The sequence below is a fragment of the Fluviispira vulneris genome (assembly GCF_014281055.1).
GTDB classification, from domain to species: Bacteria; Bdellovibrionota_B; Oligoflexia; order Silvanigrellales; family Silvanigrellaceae; genus Silvanigrella; species Silvanigrella vulneris.
This window is the reverse complement of record NZ_JACRSE010000002.1, coordinates 106,571-132,081: the sequence shown is the minus strand read 5'-3', so window position 1 is coordinate 132,081 and position 25,511 is coordinate 106,571. Positions and strand designations below refer to the sequence as shown.

Here is a 25,511-nt window from a genome sequence, read left to right as displayed (position 1 = left end):
TTTATTTTATTTAAAAGAATAAAGCACGAAAGTTTTACTTTTCGTGCTTTATTCTTATCTTGTCCGGCACAGTATACAAGAAAAACATGAACCACTCATAATTGCAGTTTCAATTATTTCGACTGTGTTAACGCTAAACTCAATTTCAAATAGATCTTCACTTTGATTTTCTGCCATGTTTAACATAAAAACCTCCATTAAAAAAAGTTAATATCCATAAAACAAAAAAGATGTTTATATGATCAACCAAACTCGCATTTCTCTCAATAATTAGAAAGTATTTGAATTTTTGGATTGACAACAAAGATCTTAAATTTAAATATAATCGTTGTCAATAAGCTTACTATTTGGAATAAGATTTGAGCTAAAACATTTAGGGTTAATAAAATGCACAGATAAATAGAACTTTTCAATTAAATTTTTTTTAAATAATTAATAAATTTTACCATACTTTACAAATATAATCTCATATATAAAAAAAATAATATTTTTCAATATTTTTGTATTAATAAAAAATTTTAAAATCATTATCATAAATTACAGATTATTCTATATTTCTATCACTAAAATCGATAAAAAAACTAACTTTTTATGTGTATATAGTTTATTTTTATAATTAACTCCTATGCAAATAAATGAAAAAATAAATTTAATAATGACAAAACTAAATCTAGCTATAAAACTCAGACTGCAAAATTTTCAATATAATAATTTTTTCCTAAAAAATTTGGCTTAAGATCTTTTTAAATCTCTGCTACACTCATAATATAAATTTGTACAACGGACTGATTCCTGGGGGAACTCTTATGACTTCGGATAATAGTGGAAAAATCAATGGGACAGTGAAATTTTTTAATGAAACTAAAGGCTTTGGTTTTATCAAACAAGACAATGGTGGACCAGATGTCTTTGTCCATTTCTCTGCACTCTCGGGAAGTGGCTTTCGAACTTTATCAGAAGGACAGAAAGTGCAATTTAATGTAACCCAAGGACAAAAAGGTCCGCAAGCTGAAAATGTCACTGTAATTTAGAATGTCTCATATAATTTATTTAGAGGAAATTTGCTGAACCGCCCTCAACATGAGTTTATTACTCAGAGCACTTAAGAAAGACATTCTTATTATTTTTTTTACTTCTGGGCGTGAAACTTTAATCGTTTTTTCAGGAGTCAGTAGATTTGGAGCATTTTCTATTTTTCTCAAGGTCGCAAAGGCCATAAGCAGTGGGAAAATACAGAAAAAACGAATCCTAAAATTAAATTTCGATATTTCTTTTATATAAATTAAAGATGCTCTTAAATTCTCGTGAGCAATAAGAATAAGTTCTTTAACTGCTTTTTCATTCTGCCGGTAATACTTTTCATCTAAAATATTTTCATGTGATGAACCATTTTTGAGTAAAAACTCTTGGGGAATGTAAATTGAGTTTTCGTATTTTGCATCCCAAGCTATGTCTTTTAAGATATTTATCGTTTGCAAAGCTTCACCAAAAATTCCAGAATATTTGTTGAGCTCAATGTAATTTTTCTCACTCAATTTACAAGCGTATTCACGCCAAAGATCTGTTAGTAAATAGCCAACAGTCCCTGCAACGAAGTAACAATAATTTTTATACTCCTTAATATTTTGAATACGAATTCCTTTAGGCTGTTTTGTCACAAAATATATCATTCCGTGACACATTTCTGAAACCCACTTTTTTAAAATATTTTGAGTGTTTTGCGATAAAGTAAAATATACTTGAAAGACCTGATGAGTATTTTTTACAAGTTCAAGATGATGTTTGTCACCTTTCAAAGCACTATTAATTCTTGAATATGCATAAGAATTTTCAATATTATCAAAGCAACTTAAAAAATCTTTTAAATACTTTTCTTTTACCTGTGTTTCTAATGATAAATCATCTTCAACTGTATCGATTATTCTACATAATAAATATCCAATTAAAACACTTTTTTTGAGTTCGCCATTTAATAAATTAATTCCAAGTGCAAAAGAACGTGACACATTATTTATAATTTTTTCGCAATATTCTAAAGAACTTGTTCGAGCAGAAGCTATTTCATTTGCAGAGAATTGCGTATTTTTCTTTAAGAGATCCATTTATTAACTTTCTTAGGAATTAGGATGCGGAACTTGAATAAAAGTATTTAAATTTATATCTTTACCAAGCAATTTTCGTGTAATCGGAAGATCTTTCCCGTTCCCAGGCCAAGTGATTTCAATAGATATAATTTCGGGATCTAGCGTGCCGAATCCAAAATGTGCAACAGGTTCCATTTGGCAGAGATATCCACTACCAGAGCATATATACTTGGTTTGGTTTCTATGCGCTTTAGAATATAATCTCACTTTAGCACCTAATGCTGGAAAGCCATTTTGTGTAAGCGGCTGTATACGGAGCCACAAGTTATTATTGGCCACACCAAGAAAGAGTTTGTTTTTTTGTGAATTTCTTTCACCAACAGTAATAAAAATATCCAAAAAACCATTGCCCGTTAAATCGCCAACAGAAGCACCTGTCCCTTGTAGATCTCGACATGCAAGTGCACCAATATCAATTTCTTCCCAATCATTATTGCCTAAATAACGAAACATTCTGTTTCGCTGTCCAATGGTATTAATAAAAATTTCTTCATTGCCATCATTGTCAAAATCGGCAACAATAACACTGCGAATACGACGTGGTTCACTAAAAAATCCAGGTGAGTAATTTTCAAATATTCCAATACTTTTCTGCATGAATACGGAATTTGAACCTTCCCAAGTTCCAATCACAATATCGGCAAGACCATTTCCATCAAAATCTGCGATTGCTATACCACGAGCATCGTTTTCGATATCTGATAAATTATAATTAAATGCAACTTCTTCGTATTTCCCAGTATCACTTTTTTTAAATAAGGCATTTGGATCTTCTTCATTGCCTATAAAAATATCCAAAGCATTATTACTAATTATATATTGAGCCAATATACTTCTTCCACCTGCATATTGCCGTATACCCAATTCCTTAGATATTTCTTTTATAGACTTATCAAGAAGATCATATGTATAAAATAAACTTGGAGCATCATAATTTACCACATAGAAATCATGTTTACCTTTGCCTTGAGAATCTACAGCAGCAACACTTCTCCCTGAATATGGATTGCTCATGCTTGAATGTGTTCCGAGAAAATCCTTAAAACTGAGTTGATGCTTTTCATTTAGTTCTCTTACAAAAACACTGTCATATTGTGTTTTAATACCGCCTAAAGTATCGGCATGCATCATATAAATTGCTGGTGAACCATTCCCAAGAAAGTCTCCTACACATAGACTTAAAGTCGCTTTATTGGGTTCTTTAAAATTCTCAGGAGCTATATCAAAAAATTTCTGTTTATTATCATCATATTTATATATAATATTTTCGCCAAATGCATTTGCAATTAATATTTCATTTTCATTATCTCCATCAATATCAAAGATTACGACACCATATGATTGTGATGGGTAATTATTCTCAAGAACATGTGATGCATCTGAAAATGGTATTTTATTTTTTTTATTTTTAAAAAACATAATTTTTTTATACTCGTACTTTTTTAAATTCTAGGGACAATTTATCTAAAGTATTTTTTACCTCTAATGGCAAAGAATAATTTACTTTATCTATCAGCCCATCAATTTGTTCGAACGTCTTAGCACCACAGAGAGCCACTCCAATTTCTTCATGGGAAAGCACCCAAGCAAGCGCTATTTGTGCAGGAGTCATGGAACACTCTTTCGCTAAATTAAAAAATGTATTGAGCAATGGCTGGATTGAATTGAAGAGATCCTGAAAAACTCTCCCTTTTAAATTCCTGACATCGGAATTCTCAAACTTTTTATTATTTGCAAATGAACCAGAAAGCATACCTTTAGCTAGGGTTGCATAGGACATAAATCCTATATTTCTTTCTTTAATAAATGTAAATAATTCATTTTTTGCTTCAATATCAAGCAATGAAAATGGATTTTGTATCACATCCACCTGTCCAACTTTTAAAGCACGTTCCAATTGATCTTGGCTAAAATTGCAAACACCTATATTGCGAATAAGTCCTTCTTCTTTTGCATATAGAAGTGCCTCCATGGTTTTTTCTACAGGGTTCTTAGCATCTGGCCAATGAATCATATAGAGATCTAGATAATCTGTTTTTAAGTTTGTTAATGATTCTGAAAGCATACGTTTAACTGTATCTGGAGAATTGTCTAGAATTCTAATTTTATCTGCATTCCAAGTGGCGCCAAGTTTTGAAACAAGAACGATATTCTTTCTAATATTGCTTTGACCCGAAAGAGCTTTACCAATTCTTTTTTCAGAATTGCCAAAACCATAAATAGGAGCTGTGTCATATAAATTGATTTTTTTTTCATAAGCATATTGTAGGAGATCGTAGGCTTGTTCTTCAGATATAGAACCAAATCCATACCCACCTTCCTCACCACTGATTGCAGCGCCCCCAAAACCAAGAGCTGAAACTTGTAAATTTTTACCAAGAGAACGAAAAATCATTGCATATGATCCTTTTTGTTATTTTAATCCTAAAAATAAATATTATTAAGGATTTGGAATATCTTCTTCCAGAACTGTCTTTCGTCTCAACTCATCTAATGTTTTACTCGCGGCAACAAAAAGCGCAAAGCACACTGGACCTAAGACAGCGCCAGTCACCCCAAATTGTGACATTCCACCCACTATGGCAAGGAATATCCAAAAGAAACTCAATTCAGCCCCTCCTTTCATAAAGAAAGGCCTCAATACATTGTCTGCAAGACTGATAATCCCTGCACAAATTAATAATCCAATCGCTGCCCCCACTCTATCTTCACTCAAATAGAGCCAAGCTGCGGAACCAAGCATCACGGGTGCTGTGCCAATGACAGGAATAAATGAAACAAAAAAAGCAATTATACCTAGCAAAGCATAACGAGGAACACCAAATGCCACTAAGGTAGTGGTGATAAGAATTGCTTGAATACAGGAAACAAGAACGTTTGCAACAATAAGAGCTTTTAACACTGCCGACACAGTTTTAGCTACAATTAGGCGTTCTGTTTCCCATGGAATTATTTTGGGTAAAATAGTTTCTCGATACTTTCTTCCATGGATTAAAAAGAAACACCAAGTCAAGATCATTACAGAAACTTTTATAATAAAACCAGGAGTCGCTGTGAGAGCAGTCCCTGCACCTGAAGCTACGGTGGATGCTGCTTTTTTTAGAAAATCGAGGCCTTTGTCAATAAGTTCTGCAATTGAATAATCAAACCCAAATTTTAATAAATACTGACTGATATGCTTTGCAACGCTGTCAATATGTGTAGGATTTTTTAATTCACTTTCAAGCATGCTAAGCACAGCACTCAATTCCTGAATACCTGTTGTGATTAAAGTAAATATCGGACCTAATATTGAAATAAATGTTAATAAAATAATAACAATTGCAGTCAGCCAATGCCAAACTATTTTTTTCAATTTAAAATAAAATATTATTTTATATAATACTGGCTCAAATAGATAAGCTAAGGTAATCCCTAAAACAAATGGAAGTAAAAAAGGATAAATTATATATATACAAAGTAATGCTATGATAAGAAAAAAGTTTTGTTCACGAGTAAAAAAAGTACGCACGGTAACCTCCTAGCTTGAGGTTACCGCAGCTATTTTTAAAAAGATATTAAAGGCGATGAGACGCCAAGTGTTTTGCACCTGCTGCTTTGAGAACCTCAGCAATTTCATTTTTAAATGAGATATTGCTATTTTCAAGCTCGGCAACCATTTTCTCAATGTTACGTTCTGCATCCATATAATCAAGAGCAACTTTAAATATTTGGTCAGGATGCATTGACTCTAGCCAATTCAAACCTTCTCTATAAACTAAATGGCTCGCCATATGGGCACTTAAAATCGCAATTTTATGTGCACGTGGTAATCGCTCAATAATTCGATTGCGATATTTTTCAACTAGAATTCCAGGACAATGTTTTAATAATATAAAGTTATATTTACTACCAGACAGTTCTTCGTCACTTAATAAATTTAATTTATCAAGTAAAATATCTTTTGCAGAGTTAATTTCAGTAGAAATTTCATAACTCAATTTAACAAGATCTGTGCCTGCTTTATTTTTTTGCCATTCACGGAACAAAAGTTTAGCTTCTTGATCTGCATTAAAACGGATAATAGTTAAAACTTGTTTTACATATATATCTTTTATTTCAGAAAATTCTTCTGGTGAAATTGTTAAACAAGCAATAATTTCATAGGAAGAACAACTCACACCAGCTTTATTTGCAGAGCTATCTTTAATAACTACGGCTCCTGAATCCACAATCTTTTGTCTTGCTTCTTTGGTAAAGAAAATATTAGCACCTTCCACAATTGCTAAAGAACTTGGTTTACCATTTGGCAATAAATACTTATCCCAATTGCTTTCTTTAACCGTATAAGGACGACCACCCGCAGGAATAAATATTTCTGCTTCAACTGTTGCATATAAGGTGTCACGAATTTTCATATTTTCTTTTGTATTTGCTGAAATAACAAAAGCTTTACTGTCCCCACTCAATTTTTGCGGATTGAATTCTACAATAGAGCGAGATTCTTTATATAAGCGTAAGAGTTCTTGCCAATTTAAACCTTTTGGATCGTAAGCAGCTCCAAAGCCGTCACCTATGGAAACCACACGACAGCGCTCTCCATATTCACGATAAAGAATGTTGAGTTCATTGCCTGCAACATCACCATCTGGTCCTCCGGTCATTTTCACTCTAAAAGTCGAATTTTGTAGACCAAGGTAACGAAGAACATTGTCGACATAAACGTTCACACCTTCCGATGTCACACCATAAACTTTATGATTTATGCCAAAGTCAGGTTTGGAAGACATAAAGGCATAAGCATATTTGTATTTGCGGTGAAGTGCGTGTTTGATGATCCAAACAATGAGATCATCAGTGAGATTTTCGTCTGGGCCTAGATAAATAATCTCTTCTTTACCATGATAATCAATAATTCCTTCTTTTAAATTCCCTGTTACAGGATCAGTCACGATTAAATCGAGTAAACCTGAAATGGCAGCTTTAACAGCTTCATTTTTATCGCCACCTTGGCGGACAACCATAACACATTTACTTCCACCTTCAGGAATATCTTTATTCTTTAATTGCTGTGCAGAGGCAAGTCCATTGACTTCATCAAAAATGCCAGCCAAAGCATTTTCATAATCTCCTGAAGAACGAGGCATAACAACTCTCATCCCTCCACGAGAAATATCACGGTAACGCACTTGGAAAGCTCTAAAGTTGCGACCGATCATATAGAAAATACCAAAAGGCATTTCTGGATAATAATGCTTATCAAGCGCGCTTGGATCCATTCTAAAAGTTAGACCACCTTTAGAAATTAAAAAATAATTTGTTTTTAAAATATGATTTAAGAAATTTAAACCTTCTTTTAATATATTTTTTTCAACAACATCATTTAACTCTACAAATGTAGCTTTTAATTGATTATAGTATTCAATAATTGATTGTTTACGCTCACCTTGAAAACGAGGATCAAAACGTGCTCTAAAATATTTGATACTCAAATCCATATAATGAGGATTATTAACAATAACTTTTGAAACGCGATCAATAGAATAATAATATGGATTCTGTTTCGTTAAGAAAATATGTACCCAATTTGCTAATGCACGAACAAGATTTGTTTCATTTAAACTGAAAGGATTTTCACCTTGTAATAAATTTGTAAATTCGTCGCCATGATCCACATAAGAAAGGGTTTTTAAGCTTTTTAATACTTTACCCCAAGACTTCATATCTTCTGTTATTACTTCACCTGTAGGCGTACCAGAAATAAGATGCAACACTGTGAATTTCTGATTATCTTTAGCACATATTTCAGTCGCTAATAAACGTCGGACTTGAAAGTTATAGCGATTAAAAATTCCAATTATATTTTCCATTGCAGCGTTAACAGGAAAATGCTTTAAGCAAATATCTACTCTTACACGAGCATCTTTAGTCATTTCATCTACGATAGTAGTTAAATTAACAAATGAATTTTCATTTTCCATACAATAATCTATTGCATCATAAGCTAAGGCCATTTGCTTGACAGTTGATACATCAACATAATCTTTATCAAGAGAAGAAATAAAGTCATCGACTTTTGCTTTTGGCTTGTTACTTAATATTTTTTTAAGAGATTCTTGTTTTGCTTGATTTGCTTTGCTCGACCAAGCAGTTTCCGTATTGTATGGAGCATGATAAATTTCACAAAGACCAATTTTTTTGTCCAAAGAATTAAACAAACGGGCAAGCTTGCATTTAAAACGAGAAAGCTCAGGCGCAATCCGTACCGACGCTGTTGAATGTTCGCCCGCAGCAATCAACGTGACTGTTTGTGATGCTGCACAAACTCTTTCTGCCACTTGCCTTTCAGTCAAAACTTTCCCAGATACGATTTCAAGAATATCGTCCATGACAGCTTTTTGTGAGGTAGACCACAAATAAAGAGGTGGCATTTGCGAAAGAAACCAAGGAACTGTGTGCTCAAGTTCTTTTGCTATATCACTTAATATGCCATTGGTCGCATTTGCACAGGCTTTTGTATCAGCAATGCCCGCAAAAAACTTCTCAATATTTGCAGGCATGAGAGATTCTGATGGCTCAATATCTGAATCTAGCAATTCAACTTCACTTAACCATTTATGGCTATGAATTTTTGGTAATGTCATGATTTACTCCAAGTCGGTATCACTACATGAACAAACAAATAGTTTATCAAAGGATAAACTTAAAATGTAACTAACACATCAAAATTGACTTGCAAATTCAGTAACCATTTTTTATCGGAAAGGAAAGGAGAATTTAGAATAAAAAAAACTCTGCAAAACCGTTAATAACTGAATTTACCTAGTTTAACTTTACCCCTGAAGACCCAATAGATAATGAGTGTATAGGAAATAACAAAAGGCATACCTAAAAAGGCTATGATCTTCATCAAATTTAAAGTTTTCTCAGAAGAAGACGCATTGTAAATACTTAAACTATATTCAGCGCTTATACTTGAAGTTATGAGATTTGGAAAGAGCGCTACTCCGAACAATGCAGTAAAAGCTATGAGAGTTGCTGAAGAAGATAAAAAAGCATAACCCGGTTTCCCTAAAAACAAAGCTCTCGGGATATTCCCAATGGCTAAAACATTTAAAACCACAATAATCCATAACCATGGATAGCGTTCGAAATTATGAATGACATGCGGAATGGAAACCAATGTGTAAATCGTACTGAAAATATAACAAACAACAAAACAACCAAAAGTATGCCATAACCATTTATATATTTTTTCTTTTATTTCACCTTCAAGCTTTAAATAAAGAAAAATTGAACCATGCATGGCGAATGTAGAGATAGCTAAAATACCAATTGTAATTGCATAGGGACTTAATAAATCTGCTAAGACACCAGAGAACTCTTTATCTTCGCCGACAGGTATTCCTTTTAGACAATTACCCACCGCAATACCAAATAGAAAAGTTGCAAGGATACTTGCGAGACAAAAGCTTATGTCCCAAGTATTTTTCCAAATATTAGAATGATATTTACTTCTAAATTCAATAGAAACAGCTCTAAAAATAAGTGCCCATAGCAACAACATAAAAGGAGTGTAGAAACCCGAAAATGCTGTTGCATATGCTTCTGGAAATGCTGCAAATAAAGCACCTCCAAAAGTAACAAGCCAAACTTCATTTCCATCCCAAAATGGTCCAATTGAATTTAAAAATAATCTCTTATCGTTTTCTGTTTTAGCTAGTGGATATAAAATACCTACACCAAGATCAAATCCATCGAGAACTGCATATCCAGCAAGAAGAATACCTAACATAATAAACCAAAAAATATGTAGATCCATTTTAAACTCCTACTTTTTTATTTTGCGCAATTTCATCTGGACCATGTTTTATTTTATTGTGGATAACAAAAATATAAGCAATAAATAAAAGAATATAAATAAATGCAAAAACTATAATTGAAAATAATATTTGATCTGCTTTAACTGCCTTAGAAAGGCCTTCAGGGGTGCGCATAAGTCCATAAACAATCCAAGGCTGACGACCCACTTCAGTTGCAACCCAGCCAGCTTGATTGGCAAGAATAGGAGCAATAACTGAAAAACAATAGAGTTTCATTAACCATTTTGCTTCAAATAATTTTTTATTTTTCAACAAAATTAAAGACAATGTTGTTAAGAGCAACATATAGACACCTAAACTGATCATGAGATGATAAGAAAAAAATGTTATTCCTACAGGTGGCCTATCTTCTTTTTTAAATTGATCTAAACCAATAACAGGGGTGCTAAAATTCCAATGCACTAAAAAACTCAATCCACCCGGTATTTTTATTCCATACTCAACAGTTTCTTTTTCACTATTTGGAATGCCAAATAAATACAAAGGTGCACCACTCGTGCCTGTGTTAAAATGCCCTTCCATTGCCGCCAATTTAGCTGGCTGAGTGATAGCAATGCGATCTGCTAAAAAATGCCCAGAAGTTGCAGCTAAAATTGAAGCGGTGAAGCCAAGAAGCAGGGCAATAACAAATGATTTCTTGGCAACTTCAAGATGTTTTTTCTGAATGATATAATAAGCGCATATACTCATTACAAAAAATGCACCCATCAACCAACAACCGATAATGGCATGAACGATCATTCTCACGCTCGAAGGATTAAAAACCATTGCCCAAAAATCATCGATCACAGCTTTTTGCTGCATTCCTTCCCCTACAAGATGAAAACCCGTAGGCGATTGCATCCAAGCGTTTGCAATGATGATCCAAACGGCTGAACCCACCGAACCAAGAGCCACCATAAGCGTCGCAAAAAAATGTATCTTGGGTGATACCCTATCCCAGCCAAAGACTAAAATTGCTAAAAAACCTGACTCTAAAAAGAAAGCAAATATTCCTTCCGATGCAAGTGCAGAACCAAAGATATCTCCAACAAATCTCGAGTATGAAGACCAGTTGGTGCCAAATTGAAATTCCATAACGAGCCCCGTGGCTACACCCATGGCAAAGTTAGCAGCATAAATTTTTACCCAGAATTTTGTTATTTTTTCATATATAGGATTCTTAGTTTTAAGATAAATCCCTTCCATAAAAACAAGTAATAAACCAAGGCCAATGGAAAGAGGGGGAAATAAATAATGAAACATAATCGTAAGCGCAAATTGCAAACGAGCTAATATTTCAGTGTTCAAGAAATCAGTCATATCTGATTCTCCTTTAATATAAAATTCAGTCACACATATATGTCTTAAAAGAAGTTTTATTAAAGGGAATGCAGCAAATAGTTGCGGAGAAATATATTATTTTTTTATGGATCGATACTTAAGAAATCTGAGCGTTTATCAATAAATGCTTTGATTCGTCCTTTTACACTGTCTGAAAAATGATTCGAATTAATAATCTCACATAAATTAAAATACTTAACAGTTTGCACTTCATCACATGGAGTTCTTGGAGGATCGTCATCCATATACTGTTTTTCTTCGGGAATAGCTAAATAAACAAAACCCTTTATCGTGCCTTGTTTCCACTGCCGACATATTTCTTTATAATGTAATATTTTCCAACCAACTTCTTCTTTCACTTCACGGATCATTGTATATTCTGGAAATTCATTGATATCACTATTTCCTCCAATAAAATCCCAAGCAAAATCAAAATAATTTCTTTTCATTAAGAGACATTCCCATTCACTTGGCTTTTCTCTTGCACTTTTGATTATTTCATCCAGACTTAATTTCCAAATATTATTTCTTATATTCTTATCACTTGCCCTTAAAAACAAAGCACATCCAAAGTATGATGACTCTCTATGATGAATTTCAAAAGTATATTCTTTTTTTAAATTTGCATATAAATTTTGGTTTTTTACAAAAAAATTAGGTTCAATATTTTTGTAAAGATCTTCTTTAGAAATGTCTGATAACTCCCACGAACATTTTTCTAAATAGATTTCTTTATAATAACGAGGGATGATATGCCAATGTAAATGATTAGCAACGTTAGCAAACTTTACAAAATTTATTCTTTTACATTTTGTTACTTTTATGATTGCCTTTTCTAAACAAACTAAACTTTGTAATGTGTCTAGCAGTTCGTTACCTCTTATTTGTGAATGCTCATAAATATGTCTTTTATAAACAGCCATCAATGCCCCTGGCCACTTTTGCGCAAAAGGACTCTTATAAACTAAAAAATGATTTCCTCCATCAAAAAGAAAATCATTTTCATTTTTAGCTTTCATTAGTTTTTGGCATAAAACACAATCATCTCTTAACCTTATATACGGTGAGAGCATTTGACACATTTCCTTTCTAAAAGCTCATATTCTTAATAAATATGTCGACAAATAGGAGTCATAAACTTAGACACCATTATTCACCTTGCGGGCCTGAGAGGTTCTTATGTTGCTTTTTGGATCCTATCTAGTAAAAAAAGGATATATAACGCCTGGACAAGTTATGATGGCTCTCGATATTCAAAAACAAACTTGGCTCCCAATCGGTCGTATTGCTCTAAACGAAGGAAAACTAACCGTCGAGCAAATTTTTATGATACTAAACAGACAATCCGAAACAGCTAAACCCTTTGGTGAAATAGCAGTGTCAATGGGTCTCCTCACTCAAGAAGATGTCACACATCTTCTTGAAATTCAGCAAAAAAACATTCGCCCTATTGGACAAATTTTTGTAGAACTGGGATACATCACTCAGTCTGATATGGAATCAGAACTGAACGCATTTTTAAAAGACCCGGAATCATGACCATTAAATTAGAACATTTAGATGAAAACCAGCTCTCTTCGCGAGGGTATATTCAGTTTGCGCAAGTAGGTCGCCCTCATGGTTTGAAGGGCGCATTTTTTTTGAAGACAGAAGATAGACGCTCGAAATGGGACGGTTATAAAAAACTCTTGATAGAAACTCCTCAAGGATATCATGAAAAAAAAGTTCTAAAAGCATATCTGAGTGGTAATGCCCTTGCATTGATTCTAGAAGGCTTTGAATCGCGCAACGAAATCGAGTCCTTATATAATAAAAAAATTTATGTTCATAAGAACGAAATCTCTGTTGGTAAAGATGAGTATATTGTAGGCAATTTAAAGGGTTTTCAAGTTATTGCAGAAAATAAAGGTACAATTGGTGAAATAATTGGTGTTAGTTCCTTTGGTGCACAAGACAATCTTGAAATCAAAATCAATGGCACCGACAGAACTGCTCTCTTTCCCTTTGTCGATTCTTTTATTAAAAAGATAGACGAAGAGAATAGGTTGATTGAAATAGTGTATACACCTGAATTTTTTGAGGATGATGAGCAGTGAAAGAATTTTTACGCTTTTCTGCTGTGACCCTTTTCCCAGAAATGTTCGAACCTATAAAAAATGAAGGCGTCATTGCAAGAGCTATAAAAAAAAATATTATCCAACTCGAAACCATTTACTTACGAGACTTTGCCGATAATATAAGAAAAAATGTAGACGACAGTCCTATTGGAGGCGGAGACGGTATGGTTATCCGCCCTGATATCACTGAAAAAGCTATCTTGTCTGTCAAAACAGAAGAAACATATATTATAAATTTAACTCCTTCAGGTAAGGTCTTTAACAACTCAATAGCGAAAAATATTGCAAAAAAAAGACATATTCTTCTACTCTGTGGCCGATATGCGGGCTATGACGCAAGAGTAATAGCAAAACATGCACATTTAAATTTAAGTATTGGAGATTTTGTCCTATCGGGAGGTGAACTGCCTGCCATGTGCTTAATCGACACTGTCGCTCGCTTTGTCCCAGGAGTATTGGGCAATCACCTGAGTGCAGAATCGGATAGTTTTGAAAATGGCTTGCTTGAAGCCCCTCAATACACTCATCCCGAAAACTTTTCTGGTATGAAAGCTCCTGACATCCTTTTTTCTGGAAATCATAAGAAAATTGCAGATTTTACTAGAAAAGAGCAGCTTAAAATCACTGCACAAAACCGCCCCGATCTGATCCTTGAGCACTGGGACACTTTGAGTAGACAAGAAAAAGTTTTTGTCGAAAAAATTTGGAAGTTTAGCTAACCTTATTCACTCTGATCCTTTTAACTTCACTAGGCTACGAACTTTATTTATGTTATGTCCCAACCGTTATCTTGTATTTTTCTAGAAAGGTATTTGGAAATGCAAACTTTACGTACACATACATGCTCTGAAATCAATACTGAGCATATCAATCAAAGTGTTTCTCTTATGGGATGGGTGCATTCCAAACGCGATTTAGGAGGACTCATTTTTATTGATATCAGAGATCACTATGGTATCACTCAAGTTGTTATCCCACCAAATTCTCCATTCTTTGCCGAAGCAAGCTGTGTGCGCTCTGAATCGGTTATTCAAGTTAAAGGTAAAGTTGTAAAACGTGAAGGCGCAATCAATAAAAAGATATTTACTGGAGAAATTGAAGTTATAGCAAGTGAATTCAGTATTGAATCACCTTCAGAGATATTGCCATTTCCTGTTGTAAACAATCCAAAACAAGAAAGTGATGATACGCGACTCACCTATAGATATCTCGATTTAAGAACTGAAAAAATGCATAAAAACATTTTATTTCGTTGTCATGTTATTCGTTATATCCGCGAAAAAATGCATGCTCTTGGCTTCAATGAATTCAGCACACCCATTTTAACAAGCAGCTCACCTGAAGGTGCAAGAGATTTCTTAGTCCCAAGTCGCCTACACCCAGGTCACTTTTATGCACTTCCTCAAGCACCACAACAATTTAAACAGCTCTTAATGTGTTCAGGTTTTGATAAATACTTCCAAATTGCTCCTTGTTTTAGAGACGAAGACCCAAGGGGTGACAGATCACCTGGAGAATTTTATCAACTCGATATTGAAATGAGCTTCGTAACCCAAGATGATGTTTTTGATATTATTGAAGATCTTATGTTTGGCCTCTTCGAAAATGAAGCATTTACTAAGAGAAAAATAACTCCTCTAGCAAATTATGATTCAAAATATATTCACAAAAATCGCAAAATCCCGTGTATTCCTTGGCATGATGCCATGGATAAATATGGGGTCGACAAACCAGACTTGCGTTTTGCCCTTGAAATGCAAAATGTAGAAGAAACATTAGCAAACACACAATTTGCCATATTCAGCAATACCCTTGAACAAAAAGGAATTATACGCGCTATTGTGCTTCCCAATGCTGCCACTCAAAGCCGTAAATTTTTTGATGAAGCAGACACTTTTGCCAAAGAAAATGGCCTAGGAGGCCTTCCATGGCTTGCAGTCAAGGATGGTGAATGGAAAGGTTCGATTGCTAAACAGCTCAGCGATGCCGAGAAAAAAGGACTTGGCAGTCAATTAAATTTACAAAACAACGATGCAGTTGTTTTTATTGTTGGAATCAATAAGCTAGCAACCCAAACTGCAGGCGGCAAAGTTCGTCTTCACTTGGGTGAAAAACTCAATTTAAGAAATAAAGACACATGGGCATTTGCTTGGATCGTTGATTTCCCAATGTACGAATTCAATGAAGACGAACAAAAAATTGATTTCTCACACAATCCATTTTCTATGCCTCAAGGTGGTATGAATTCTTTACAACAAAAGAACCCTCTTGATATTTTAGCGTACCAGTATGACCTTATATGTAATGGTGTTGAACTCTCATCGGGTGCTATTCGCAATCATCGCAGAGATATTATGAAAAAGGCTTTTGAAATAGCGGGTTACTCTGAAAAAGTGGTTGAAAGTAAATTTGGGGCACTTTGGAATGCATTTGCATATGGTGCGCCTCCACATGGAGGTATTGCGCCAGGCATCGATCGTATGATCATGCTGCTCCTAGATGAACCAAATATTCGCGAAGTGATCACATTTCCACTCAATCAAAAAGCCATGGATCTTATGATGGGTGCTCCTGGAACAGTATCTGAGCGACAACTAAACGATATTCATATTCAAATTAAAAAGCTTTAAGAATATTAAAGCTTTTATCGAGGACAAAGTGAATTTTCATTTTAAAATGCTCGATTTCAAAATATTTTTAATCAATATATTAAATATCTTTGTAAGATATTTAAGCTTTTTCATACTTATTATTTGCTCAAAGCATGTCTATGCAAATCAGACTATCACTTTGATGACCCCTCCTTCACCAGCTGAATTCTATGTAAATGTTGCCAAAGAACTTTTTAAAATATCTAACACAGAATACCGCCAAGAAATTCATCCATTGCCAGATATTTTTAATATAATGAAAACTGTTGATCAGGATAATCCTAAAATATACTCCACGGTCGCAATTTTAAACGAGAAGAATTTAAATACATTTTATAATACCGGCCATATCGCCAATATTCAAACAGCATTTTTCTCATTAAAAGATGCCAAATTAAATATAAACTCATTGGAGAGCGCAAAGAAGTTAAATAAAATTTGTGTCTGGCTTGATTCCGTTTTATATAAATATTTAATTAGTCAAGGTTTTGAAAATTTAGCTCCAGTTCCAACAGTCGCTCAGTGTGCAGATAATCTATTTAAAAAAAAAGCAGATGCTTGGTTTAACTCGGAAAGCACAGTTGTAAAAACTGTGCATGCAAAAAAGTTAGATGTTAAAAGTCTAAAAAAAGGTTTTAGTCCACTTGATGTCTCTTTTTTCTTAGCCGTAACAAAAAATGCACCCAAAGATATGATAGAAAAACTTCAAAAAGCAGATAAAATAATTAAAGAAACTGGAAGATACGATGCTATTCTTACACAATATCGTGATGCTCTTTTCTTGCCAAATTAAATAATACTCATTCATGGAGAAAATAATGAGAAACGCACTCTCAATGGATAATATTTCTCAAAAAAATCATATTATGCACTCAGCATCTTTTGACAATACTTGGAGAGAGCCTCTTTCAATATTACTTGGAATAGGCCGCGCTGCTGGTGCTGATTTCATAGAATTTTTTCTGCAAAGAGGAAATTATTTAAGTTCGTTAATTGAAAATGGAAAAGTAACAGCAATAAATCCAGCTTTAAGTTTAGGCGCTGGTGTCCGTGTTTTCAAAGGAAAAGAAGATTGTTACGTTTCTACAAATGATTTAAGCTTTAAAGGACTTCAAGTTATTTTAGAAAGAGCACTCAATATCCACGGTCTAAGTCTCTCACAAAATAGAATAATACCTGAAATAAATTTAGAGCCATTGCGTGATTATGTTGGAATAAAAGAAAAATCAAACTGGTTAGCACAATGCAGTTCAGTAAAAGAATTGTGCGATTCTCTTATTCAAATGAATTTAGCCCAACAAAAAACAACAAAGTTCTTACAGAGTGCAACAACGAATGGATTTAGAGATTGGCAAGAAGTTTTAGTCGCTTCGAGTGAAGGAATATTTGCGAGAGATATTCGTCTCAATCAATCAATTTCTACCCAAGTTTTTTGCGAAGATGGTGCACATAGAACATCGTCACATATACGTTATGGCGATGCAGCTAACCCAAATTTCTTTAGAAAGATAAACACACAAGAAATTTCTGAAAAGCTTGCAGAGAGTGCTGGTCATATGCTGCATGCTGATTTTGTATCTTCTGGCAATTATCCTGTTATCTTAGCTAATCAATTTGGCGGTGTTATTTTCCATGAAGCTTGTGGACACTTGCTTGAAACAACTGCAATACAAAGAAATTCAACTCCATTTTTAGATAAAAAAGGTGAAAAAATTGCCCATGAAAATCTTACAGCTTGGGATGAAGGAAGTTGGGAAAATGGCTTTGGTTCTATAGATATGGATGATGAAGGGATGCCTGCACAAAAAACACTGCTCATTGAAAATGGAATATTAAGAAATTTTCTTTGTGATAAAGCAGGAAATCTTTTAACAGGCCACCCACGAACTGGAAGTGGGCGAAGACAAAATTACACATTTGCACCAGCTAGTCGTATGAGAAACACCTATATTGCCCATGGCAATTATTCAAAAGAAGATATGTTTTCAAGCATAGACAAAGGTATTTATTGCAAGAAATTAGGTGGAGGAAGTGTTGGAAGCACAGGAGATTTCAATTTCGCAGTCGAAGAAGCCTGGTTAATTGAAAATGGTAAAGTAACAAAACCGGTTAAAGGTGCAACACTTATCGGACAAGCACCAGATGTTATGCAAAGGATTTCAATGTCTGGCAATGATCTTGAAATATCTGCTGGTTTTTGCGGTTCAGTCAGTGGAAGTGTTTATGTGACAGTTGGACAACCACATATTAAAGTCGATTCGATTACTGTCGGTGGCCGATAATTTTTTAAAAAGGAAATAAAATGTCACTTCAAATTGAACAACTCGTTAATGATATAAAAAAAATTGCAAGCAATCTTAACATTGAAAAATTCGATATTTTTGGCACAGAAAAAGAAGAAAGTTCAGCAAGCGCAAAAGATAAAAAACCATTTTCATTAACTTCTTCCATTCGTTCTTCACTTATTTTAAGAGTATGGAACAAAAATCAGCAAATGGGTGTCACCCGCACATCTAATTTAACCACTGAAGGTCTGACTGAAGCATTTGAATTAGCCAAATCCTCAGCAGAATTTGGCTCTCTTGAAAATATTTATGAATTTAGCCCTGAATGTCAAAGCGAAACAAAGCAAAATCAAGAGAAAAAAGAAATAAAAGATCTCACTCCTATTCAGGCACTCATGCAAGGAGCAATTTCAGCAGAAGAAAAGATCCTCAATGCATCGATTGATTTTAAAAGTGTTCCTTATAATAAAGTTTCTGAAGCAAAATCTTTGCGTTTTTATTTTAACAGTGAAGGCGCTGTTAAAATGGAAGAGAATCAAATTTCCCTCTGCTATTTTTACCCTCTCGCGCATGCAAAAGATAAAAAGCCTCGGCAGTCAGGTCATGTAGAAATAGCAAGCTCGTTTGCAAATCTCAATATCTTGAGCTGTGCTGAAAAAGCTATAAAAAAAACAAATGATCATCTAAATTATGCGTCAATTAAAAATGGAAAATATCCTGTTGTCTTTTCACCAGAAGCTTTTCTTGATTTAATAAATGCGTTTGCAAATTTCATGAATGCACAAAATATTCTTGATAAAAAAAGTTTATGCCATCAAAACAGCATTGGTCAAACTCTTGCAACTAATGATTTCTGTTTAATTGATTCACCTTTACATCCACAGAATTTAAGCAAAAGTTATTTTGATGAAGAAGGCACACCAACAAGGGAACTGACGATTATCGAAAATGGTGTTCTGAAAAACTTTATCCATAGTAGCTATACGGCTAAAAAAATGGGTTATGAGGTTACAGGTCATGCAAACATAGGGGCAAAAGTAACAGTTTCTCCCCATTTTTTACATATTAAACGCAGTCACAAGAATATTGAAAAAAAAGATTATCTAAATGAAAATAATCTTATTTATATTGAGTCTGTTTCTGCATTGCATGCAGGTGTAAATGAATTACAGGGATCTTTCTCTCTTCCTTTTGACGGCTTTTTTATAAATGACAAACAAAAAGTAAGTATTGAAGCAGCAACGGTTGCTGGAGATTTCTTAAGTCTACTAAAAGATATTTGCTATATCGATGATGAAGAAGTTGTTGTACCAAACGGAATTTCTCCTACCGTTTGGATAAAAAGCCTTTCAATTACTGGCCTCTAATTCACATAAATCAAAATAATTCGCCATAAGTGTTACAGAAACAATTAACATATTTCAATAACCTATTGATATATATTAATTTTTATAAAGAATTCTTACGAAAAATCAAAAAAATCACGATCTACATCCAAATAAATAAAAAGTGAGTAAAAACTCATTATAATTATACACAACTCTCATAAAAATTATTTCAAATAATATAATGAGCTTAAACAAAATTAAGCACGTTTATTTTTTATTCCGTTTATGAAATTATCAAAATTCTGTTGCAAATAGATTTATAGACCATTATGTATCAAAATGCTGAGTTCAGTTTACCTAGATTTAATCTTAAGTTACCTATATAATATATATATTATTTTAATTAATTAACTATATAACAAAAATCACGTAGGAATAATGAATATGAAGATTTCTATAAATAAATATTTAGTATCCCCGATTATATATTTAAGTGCTGCCATCCCACTTCTTGCTGATGCAAAAAGTCGAAGTAAACGCAGCGCACCAACTTTTAGTGAATACTTTTGGACAAATGGTAACATTCCTTACCGCATAGAAGACTATCATTTCACTGAACTAGAGATGAATAAAATTGAAGAGCAAATGCGTTACCTTGAAAGTATTGCTAATATTACATTTACCCCAGTAAACCACAATTTTACTGGTCATCATATCACAATAATAAATGGAAAAGGTTGTTCAAGCTCCGTTGGAATGCGCTATCCAGGCCAAGCTGTTTCACTCAACTCACAAGGTTGTTTATCCAAGGGAACAATTCAACATGAATTGTTGCATGCTCTCGGTTTTCATCACGAACAAAATCGTTCTGACCGGGATGCTCATGTCAAAATTTATCGCCATAATGTTAAAAGCAATGAAATCTATAGAGATAATTTCTCAAAATATGGCGAAGAAACTCTCCGCTTTGGTGAATATGATATAAATTCTGTTATGCAATACCATACCTATTCTTTTGGGAAAAAGTTTTACAACAGAAATACTCAACAGTATTTCATTTTACCTGTGCTTGAAAGAGTGAATTCCAACGAAATTATCACAAGAGCACAGGAATTAAGTAATGGAGATAAGGAGGGACTTATAAAAGCATATGGCCCTGCTAAAACAGAAATTCCTAAAACCACAGTTATGCCAAATACGAATAACAATATAGTAGCCGAAAAGGTAGTTGTTAAAACAAATATTATTGAAAAGAAAAACTTTTTAAATAACCAGAATATTTTACTCTACGCTCTGGACAGTCAAACTTATTATCGCCTAACTTATATTGGTTATAATAATAAACCATTTCACACTGAAGTTGTGCCTGTCGATCCAAAGTTCGTTAATTCAGGAATTTATCACCCTATTAAAATAAAAGATTATGAATGGATTGTTGTTTCTGCTCACAGAACTGCAAACTATATAGAACCCAATACAAAGTATTTTCATATGAGAAAAAGCAAAGTTCCATATTCATGTTTTATGACTTGGGAAAATAAATTTGATAAATGTACTCGAAATTAATTTTTATTTATTACAAAGGATTGCTCTAATTCACATAAGAGCGATCCCTTTTGAATTCTAGATGATTGACCCGAACTCTCTCCATTAGTTTAAAAAGATTTTCTTTTGAAACTTTAAGAACACCACAATAATATCTTATAACCTCATCATCTGAGTGATCTTCTGCCATTAAAAGTGTACCAATGTAGTTTAAAGTCACTTCATCACCTGGATGAATATTTTTCAGGCTTTTTGCATAAATAATTCCATTGCTAGGTTCTTTCATATATAATTTTGCATTAGGAATCAAGCTGTGATTAATGAATCGTGTTGCAGAAGTTTGAGAGTAATCCCATTTTAATTTAGGGTTAAATTGATTACCTAAATATTTTATAAAATATTTATCTATTGATTTGTGAATCAAAGAGGGTCCTAATTTCATATTTTTTTGAAAATATTTAAGAGCGTATAAGCCAAATCCATGAATTTGTGATTTCTTTACTTCAAAATAATTATTACTAAGATCTAAAAAAATAAATTCTTGTTTATAATTATTAATATCATTGATATACATAATTAATATATAGTCCTTTCATTTTCTATAAAACATATCAGAATACATTTTTGACCATATATTTATTATTATAATTAGGCAAGAATATTGAGTAACATCTAATAAATCCATCTGCGCGATACAGGGGCAATCCACTTAATTTCTTTTGGATAAATAACTTCATCTTCGGTTAATGAGTGCAAAGAGTAAACATTTGCTTGCACTTGTAACTTTCTCACTATTATTTTTTCATCATCGTACTTTACGATACAATTTTTATCATTATTTTTTTCAATATCATCTTTTATTATCACACCACCTATACGATCACCTGTATGAGCCATTGGTGCCATAGATTCATCTGGGATACTGACGACTATAACATCTTGCCCCATCTTTTTCTTTATACTGCGAAATAGATTTTCTTCTTCAAATCCAAGTATGGTAATGTCTTTTATTTCTGAATATCTGCAAGGACTTACACCTTCTCCTGTTCGCAACCAATCTTGTGTCACAAAAATTCCAGCCGACTCAAAAACATTGATAATATTATTCATAGAAATACTTGTTAAAAAATCTATCTTCCCTCTCTCCCAATTCCGAATACTATTGACATTAATGCCAGCAATTTCAGCAAGTTTTTGCGCAGGCATTTTTAATATATTTTTTCTAATATGCTTTATTCTTAATATTATTTCGTCTTTTTCTTGCTTTTGCGTCATATGAACCGATTCTCATTAAGAAAATTTTAAGTTTAAATCACATTATGAATTAAATGAATAATTCCAAAAACCAATCGGCGAGATATTCTTTCATTTACTTCAGAAAGTCAAAAACTAGTTAAAGTTAACTACAATTTATTGCCAAAATTTAAGTCTTTCAATCTTGACTTGAATCTTTCATTCAGATATCAAAAAACTGTAACGTTACCACACTTCTTTTTTGTCGTAAGTTACATACAGAAAGATATTATCGTATTATCTTTATATAAGAACTTATTTAATTCTTAAAATTATTTTTCTCTAACTCAGAAAAAATTAAAATAAGAATTATTAATTTCAATAATTTTTTTCTGATTTGATTTTAGATGGCTCTAAAAGCATATTGTTTTTTTTAAATGGTAAGATATTTTAAATCTTCAAAATGCTAATTAACTCGATAATATCTATGTATTCTTGGAAGGACCACAAATGATGAAATTTTAACTTATTTAATTTATTATATGGATTAAGTATTTTAAATTTTTCCAAAACCACGATTTGGCTGCTACTTTGACTTTCCAATTATAAAGCGGTAAAGTAAAAATATATTACTTAAAATTAATATTATATTTTAATATCAGAGTATTTTAATAAGCAATATTTTAGTCAACGTCTTTTGAAAGGATCGACAATGCACTATGAAACATTATTGAATCAAATTTATGAAAATCCTTGCTGCACTATTCGTGGTTTAGCACTTGATGATTTAAAACATTTTTACAAATACTTTAAATCTGAGTATATTTTTGAGCTACATTATAAATTATGCGATGATAAATGTGAAAAACATGAGTTAACATGTATTTATAAATATATTAAGAAAGAAATTGAAAAAAGAATTAACTATCATATTAACGAATTACATTGATTACCTTCATTTCGAGATCTTATCAAATAATTGACAATAGTTCTTTAATAGAATGGGGTCTTTTATCTATCTTTACAATCCCTAATTCATCTAACATTTTATAATCAGTTATTTGAACATCACTTGATAAAAATATTTTATTAAAATATATATCTCGTAAGCTCCTTGCAAAGACAAAGAAATCATAATCTGACTTTGAGCCGAAATAATAATCTGTAACAAGAATTGAAATATTTTTAACAAAATTTTCTGTTTTATTCACATGATTAAAAAATTCTTCAGGAGATGAAAAAGCTATAAATTCTATATTACCTAAATATCTTTTCCAAGATCTTCCAACTAATGGATCATCATCTATTAAGACAAAAGTTGATTTTTCCATATTCGTTTTAGTCTGAATGGCTTTTAGTTTGTTACCTATTAATTTCTTGGGTAGCTTAGAAAAGTAGGGATTATATGTTTCTTTATTTGCAGGCAAATAAAAAATAAATTCTACACCTTTGTCAAATTCTGAAAAACATTCTATTTCGCCACCATGTAATTTTATAATTTTTTGCGCAATGGAAAGACCTAAACCCGTCCCTTTTTCTTTATTCATCGTATAAAATGGATCAAATATCGTTTGCAAATACTCTTTTTCGATAAACGAGTTTGAATTACCAATAGATATTTCTACATAATCAAGATTATCAACTTTAATGTCTTCTGTATGAATCCAAATTTTACCTTGTTCAAGGATAGCTTCAACTGCGTTCGAAATAATATTTAAAATAACTCGCATTATTCTTACTTCATCGATATCTAAATAAAAACTATGCGAAAATTCATATTCAATTTCGATTTTCTTGTTTTCTTTAATATTACCTACAGTTAAAAAAGTCTTAAAGAGAAGATCTTCGAGTTTGACTTTCTCGGAGATATTGAGTTTAGTGATACCAGCATCCATAACTTCATTTAATAAATGTTCGATATAATTTTTTGATTCCGTAAAAGCTGGTTCGAATTCCTTTATAAGAAATCCAACTTGTTTAATTTGGTTGCAGTTTTTTAATTCCTGCAAGAAAAAATAAAGATTAGAAAAGGGTCTTCTCACATCATGGGCAATTGAGTGGGCTAAATTGCCTACAGCAGCAAGTTGAGAACTTTTTCTAATTTCATATTGTAAAAACATAGTGTATTTAAGATAAAATTCAAAAGTTATTGATAAAGAATCAAGTTCATTATTTATTTTACGCTTATCTGTGTATTTCATTTCATTTAAGACCCTTGCCCTCAATGACAAAAGTTTCTCAACAATTCTCTTTTGAAATAACTTAACACCCCAGTAAATAGCTACAGATAAGAGCACTAATATAATTATAATATAAACATATAAGAAATAAAGATTATTTTCTTTTTGTGTTTCTAGTTTAAATAAAACCTTAAAATCTTTGATATCTAGACTGCTCGATACTTTATAGATATGAATCAAGTTTGGAAATTGACGCTTTATTTCAGTAATAGGCACTGTTATATAAATAAACCCTAAATTATTTTTTAATCTTTTTGAAACAGGATTGAGTTGATAAGAAAGTGGTAAAATAAACTCGATTTCAGTCCGCTTCACATTGATACTAAATTCTGAATCATTGCCAATATTAGGCATTTGCGTCGGGTAAAAATTTTGTGTTGGAATCTGCATCAATGCTTTTCCACGTGAGCCATAGATAACCCAACGAGTTTCTTTATAACACAGCGCATTCCTTGCAGATTGAATTACACTTTCCAGTTGTTTTTTATGCGTATATTCATTGTCAATTGTTGATTGAAAATATGAATTAAGACTTTCAGACAGTGCAACCATATAGGCAGCACTTTGAATCTTATGAAAGGTATCTACAAGTTGAAGTAAATAGCTTTGCTCAAGATGATCATTTGCTATCTTTATTTTTTCATTTGAGCTCTGTAATATTGTCCATAATAACCAAATAGAAAAAATAAAAGGAACAAGCGCTGAAAGAAGGATGGCCTGAATAAAATAAATTTTAAGTGTCTTTGATTTGGAACTCATTAAAGAAATTAGCTCCGTTCAGAA

General features: G+C 32.6%; 22 protein-coding genes. 10 read left to right on the top strand and 12 right to left on the bottom strand.

Annotated features, from left to right (window positions below; genetic code table 11):
* Positions 1-54: 54 nt before the first annotated feature.
* Positions 55-186 (bottom strand): hypothetical protein, encoded by a 132-nt coding sequence (locus H7355_RS16010; RefSeq protein ID WP_286190657.1) that lies wholly within the window; start codon positions 184-186, stop codon positions 55-57.
* A gap of 620 nt (positions 187-806) precedes the next feature.
* On the opposite strand from H7355_RS16010, the gene H7355_RS04415 reads away from it, so the two are divergent.
* Positions 807-1,031 carry a cold-shock protein gene (locus H7355_RS04415; protein ID WP_186645511.1) on the top strand — a complete coding sequence of 75 codons (225 nt, stop codon included), beginning with the start codon at positions 807-809 and terminating at the stop codon, positions 1,029-1,031.
* A gap of 15 nt (positions 1,032-1,046) precedes the next feature.
* Here the strand turns inward: H7355_RS04415 and H7355_RS04410 are convergent, their stop codons facing one another.
* The 8 genes from H7355_RS04410 to H7355_RS04375 all read right to left on the bottom strand — a co-directional run bounded on the left by H7355_RS04410 (position 1,047) and on the right by H7355_RS04375 (position 12,402).
* Positions 1,047-2,102: a phytoene/squalene synthase family protein gene (locus H7355_RS04410; RefSeq protein ID WP_186645510.1), complete on the bottom strand. Its 1,056-nt coding sequence runs from the start codon at positions 2,100-2,102 to the stop codon at positions 1,047-1,049.
* A 12-nt stretch (positions 2,103-2,114) separates the two neighbouring features.
* On the bottom strand, positions 2,115-3,563 hold the full coding sequence (locus H7355_RS04405; RefSeq protein ID WP_186645509.1) for a CRTAC1 family protein: 1,449 nt from the start codon (positions 3,561-3,563) through the stop codon (positions 2,115-2,117).
* 7 nt (positions 3,564-3,570) lie between these two features.
* Positions 3,571-4,539, bottom strand: a complete 969-nt coding sequence (locus H7355_RS04400) for an aldo/keto reductase (protein ID WP_186645508.1) — start codon at positions 4,537-4,539, stop codon at positions 3,571-3,573.
* A 45-nt stretch (positions 4,540-4,584) separates the two neighbouring features.
* Positions 4,585-5,655: an AI-2E family transporter gene (locus H7355_RS04395; RefSeq protein ID WP_186645507.1), complete on the bottom strand. Its 1,071-nt coding sequence runs from the start codon at positions 5,653-5,655 to the stop codon at positions 4,585-4,587.
* Positions 5,656-5,701: 46 nt separating this feature from the next.
* Positions 5,702-8,767, bottom strand: a complete 3,066-nt coding sequence (locus H7355_RS04390; protein ID WP_186645506.1) for an NAD-glutamate dehydrogenase domain-containing protein — start codon at positions 8,765-8,767, stop codon at positions 5,702-5,704.
* A gap of 161 nt (positions 8,768-8,928) precedes the next feature.
* Positions 8,929-9,945, bottom strand: a complete 1,017-nt coding sequence (cydB, locus tag H7355_RS04385; protein WP_186645505.1) for a cytochrome d ubiquinol oxidase subunit II — start codon at positions 9,943-9,945, stop codon at positions 8,929-8,931.
* Between the two features lies 1 nt (position 9,946).
* Positions 9,947-11,308: a cytochrome ubiquinol oxidase subunit I gene (locus H7355_RS04380; protein WP_222435659.1), complete on the bottom strand. Its 1,362-nt coding sequence runs from the start codon at positions 11,306-11,308 to the stop codon at positions 9,947-9,949.
* A 104-nt stretch (positions 11,309-11,412) separates the two neighbouring features.
* Positions 11,413-12,402: an NUDIX domain-containing protein gene (locus H7355_RS04375; RefSeq protein ID WP_186645504.1), complete on the bottom strand. Its 990-nt coding sequence runs from the start codon at positions 12,400-12,402 to the stop codon at positions 11,413-11,415.
* Between the two features lie 106 nt (positions 12,403-12,508).
* Here H7355_RS04375 and H7355_RS04370 point away from each other — a divergent pair, with 106 nt between their 5' ends.
* From H7355_RS04370 to H7355_RS04335, 8 genes are all read left to right on the top strand, one after another.
* Positions 12,509-12,868, top strand: a complete 360-nt coding sequence (locus H7355_RS04370; protein WP_186645503.1) for a hypothetical protein — start codon at positions 12,509-12,511, stop codon at positions 12,866-12,868.
* On the top strand, positions 12,865-13,425 hold the full coding sequence (gene rimM / locus H7355_RS04365; protein WP_186645502.1) for a ribosome maturation factor RimM: 561 nt from the start codon (positions 12,865-12,867) through the stop codon (positions 13,423-13,425). Before H7355_RS04370 ends, rimM begins: the two co-directional genes overlap by 4 nt.
* Complete coding sequence (gene trmD / locus H7355_RS04360) at positions 13,422-14,165, top strand: tRNA (guanosine(37)-N1)-methyltransferase TrmD (protein ID WP_222435658.1); 744 nt, start codon at positions 13,422-13,424, stop codon at positions 14,163-14,165. Before rimM ends, trmD begins: the two co-directional genes overlap by 4 nt.
* 99 nt (positions 14,166-14,264) lie before the next feature.
* Positions 14,265-16,076, top strand: a complete 1,812-nt coding sequence (aspS, locus tag H7355_RS04355; RefSeq protein ID WP_186645501.1) for an aspartate--tRNA ligase — start codon at positions 14,265-14,267, stop codon at positions 16,074-16,076.
* Positions 16,077-16,104: 28 nt separating this feature from the next.
* Entirely contained in the window at positions 16,105-16,890 is a 786-nt protein-coding gene (locus H7355_RS04350; RefSeq protein ID WP_186645500.1) for a substrate-binding periplasmic protein, read from the top strand.
* A 43-nt stretch (positions 16,891-16,933) separates the two neighbouring features.
* The gene (locus tag H7355_RS04345) at positions 16,934-18,379 is read left to right on the top strand and encodes a TldD/PmbA family protein (RefSeq protein ID WP_390808028.1); all 1,446 of its coding nucleotides are present in this window, start codon (positions 16,934-16,936) and stop codon (positions 18,377-18,379) included.
* Positions 18,380-18,399: 20 nt separating this feature from the next.
* Complete coding sequence (locus H7355_RS04340) at positions 18,400-19,749, top strand: TldD/PmbA family protein (RefSeq protein ID WP_186645498.1); 1,350 nt, start codon at positions 18,400-18,402, stop codon at positions 19,747-19,749.
* 405 nt (positions 19,750-20,154) lie between these two features.
* The gene (locus H7355_RS04335; protein ID WP_186645497.1) at positions 20,155-21,276 is read left to right on the top strand and encodes a M12 family metallopeptidase; all 1,122 of its coding nucleotides are present in this window, start codon (positions 20,155-20,157) and stop codon (positions 21,274-21,276) included.
* 25 nt (positions 21,277-21,301) lie between these two features.
* Here H7355_RS04335 and H7355_RS04330 read toward each other — a convergent pair whose 3' ends face one another.
* Positions 21,302-21,829: an SET domain-containing protein-lysine N-methyltransferase gene (locus H7355_RS04330; RefSeq protein ID WP_186645496.1), complete on the bottom strand. Its 528-nt coding sequence runs from the start codon at positions 21,827-21,829 to the stop codon at positions 21,302-21,304.
* 98 nt (positions 21,830-21,927) lie between these two features.
* Complete coding sequence (locus tag H7355_RS04325) at positions 21,928-22,530, bottom strand: hypothetical protein (protein WP_186645495.1); 603 nt, start codon at positions 22,528-22,530, stop codon at positions 21,928-21,930.
* Between the two features lie 670 nt (positions 22,531-23,200).
* Here H7355_RS04325 and H7355_RS04320 point away from each other — a divergent pair.
* Positions 23,201-23,437 (top strand): hypothetical protein, encoded by a 237-nt coding sequence (locus H7355_RS04320; RefSeq protein WP_186645494.1) that lies wholly within the window; start codon positions 23,201-23,203, stop codon positions 23,435-23,437.
* Positions 23,438-23,459: 22 nt separating this feature from the next.
* Here H7355_RS04320 and H7355_RS04315 read toward each other — a convergent pair whose 3' ends face one another.
* Positions 23,460-25,487, bottom strand: coding sequence for an ATP-binding protein (locus H7355_RS04315; protein WP_186645493.1), 2,028 nt, complete (start codon positions 25,485-25,487; stop codon positions 23,460-23,462).
* Positions 25,488-25,511 lie beyond the last annotated feature (24 nt).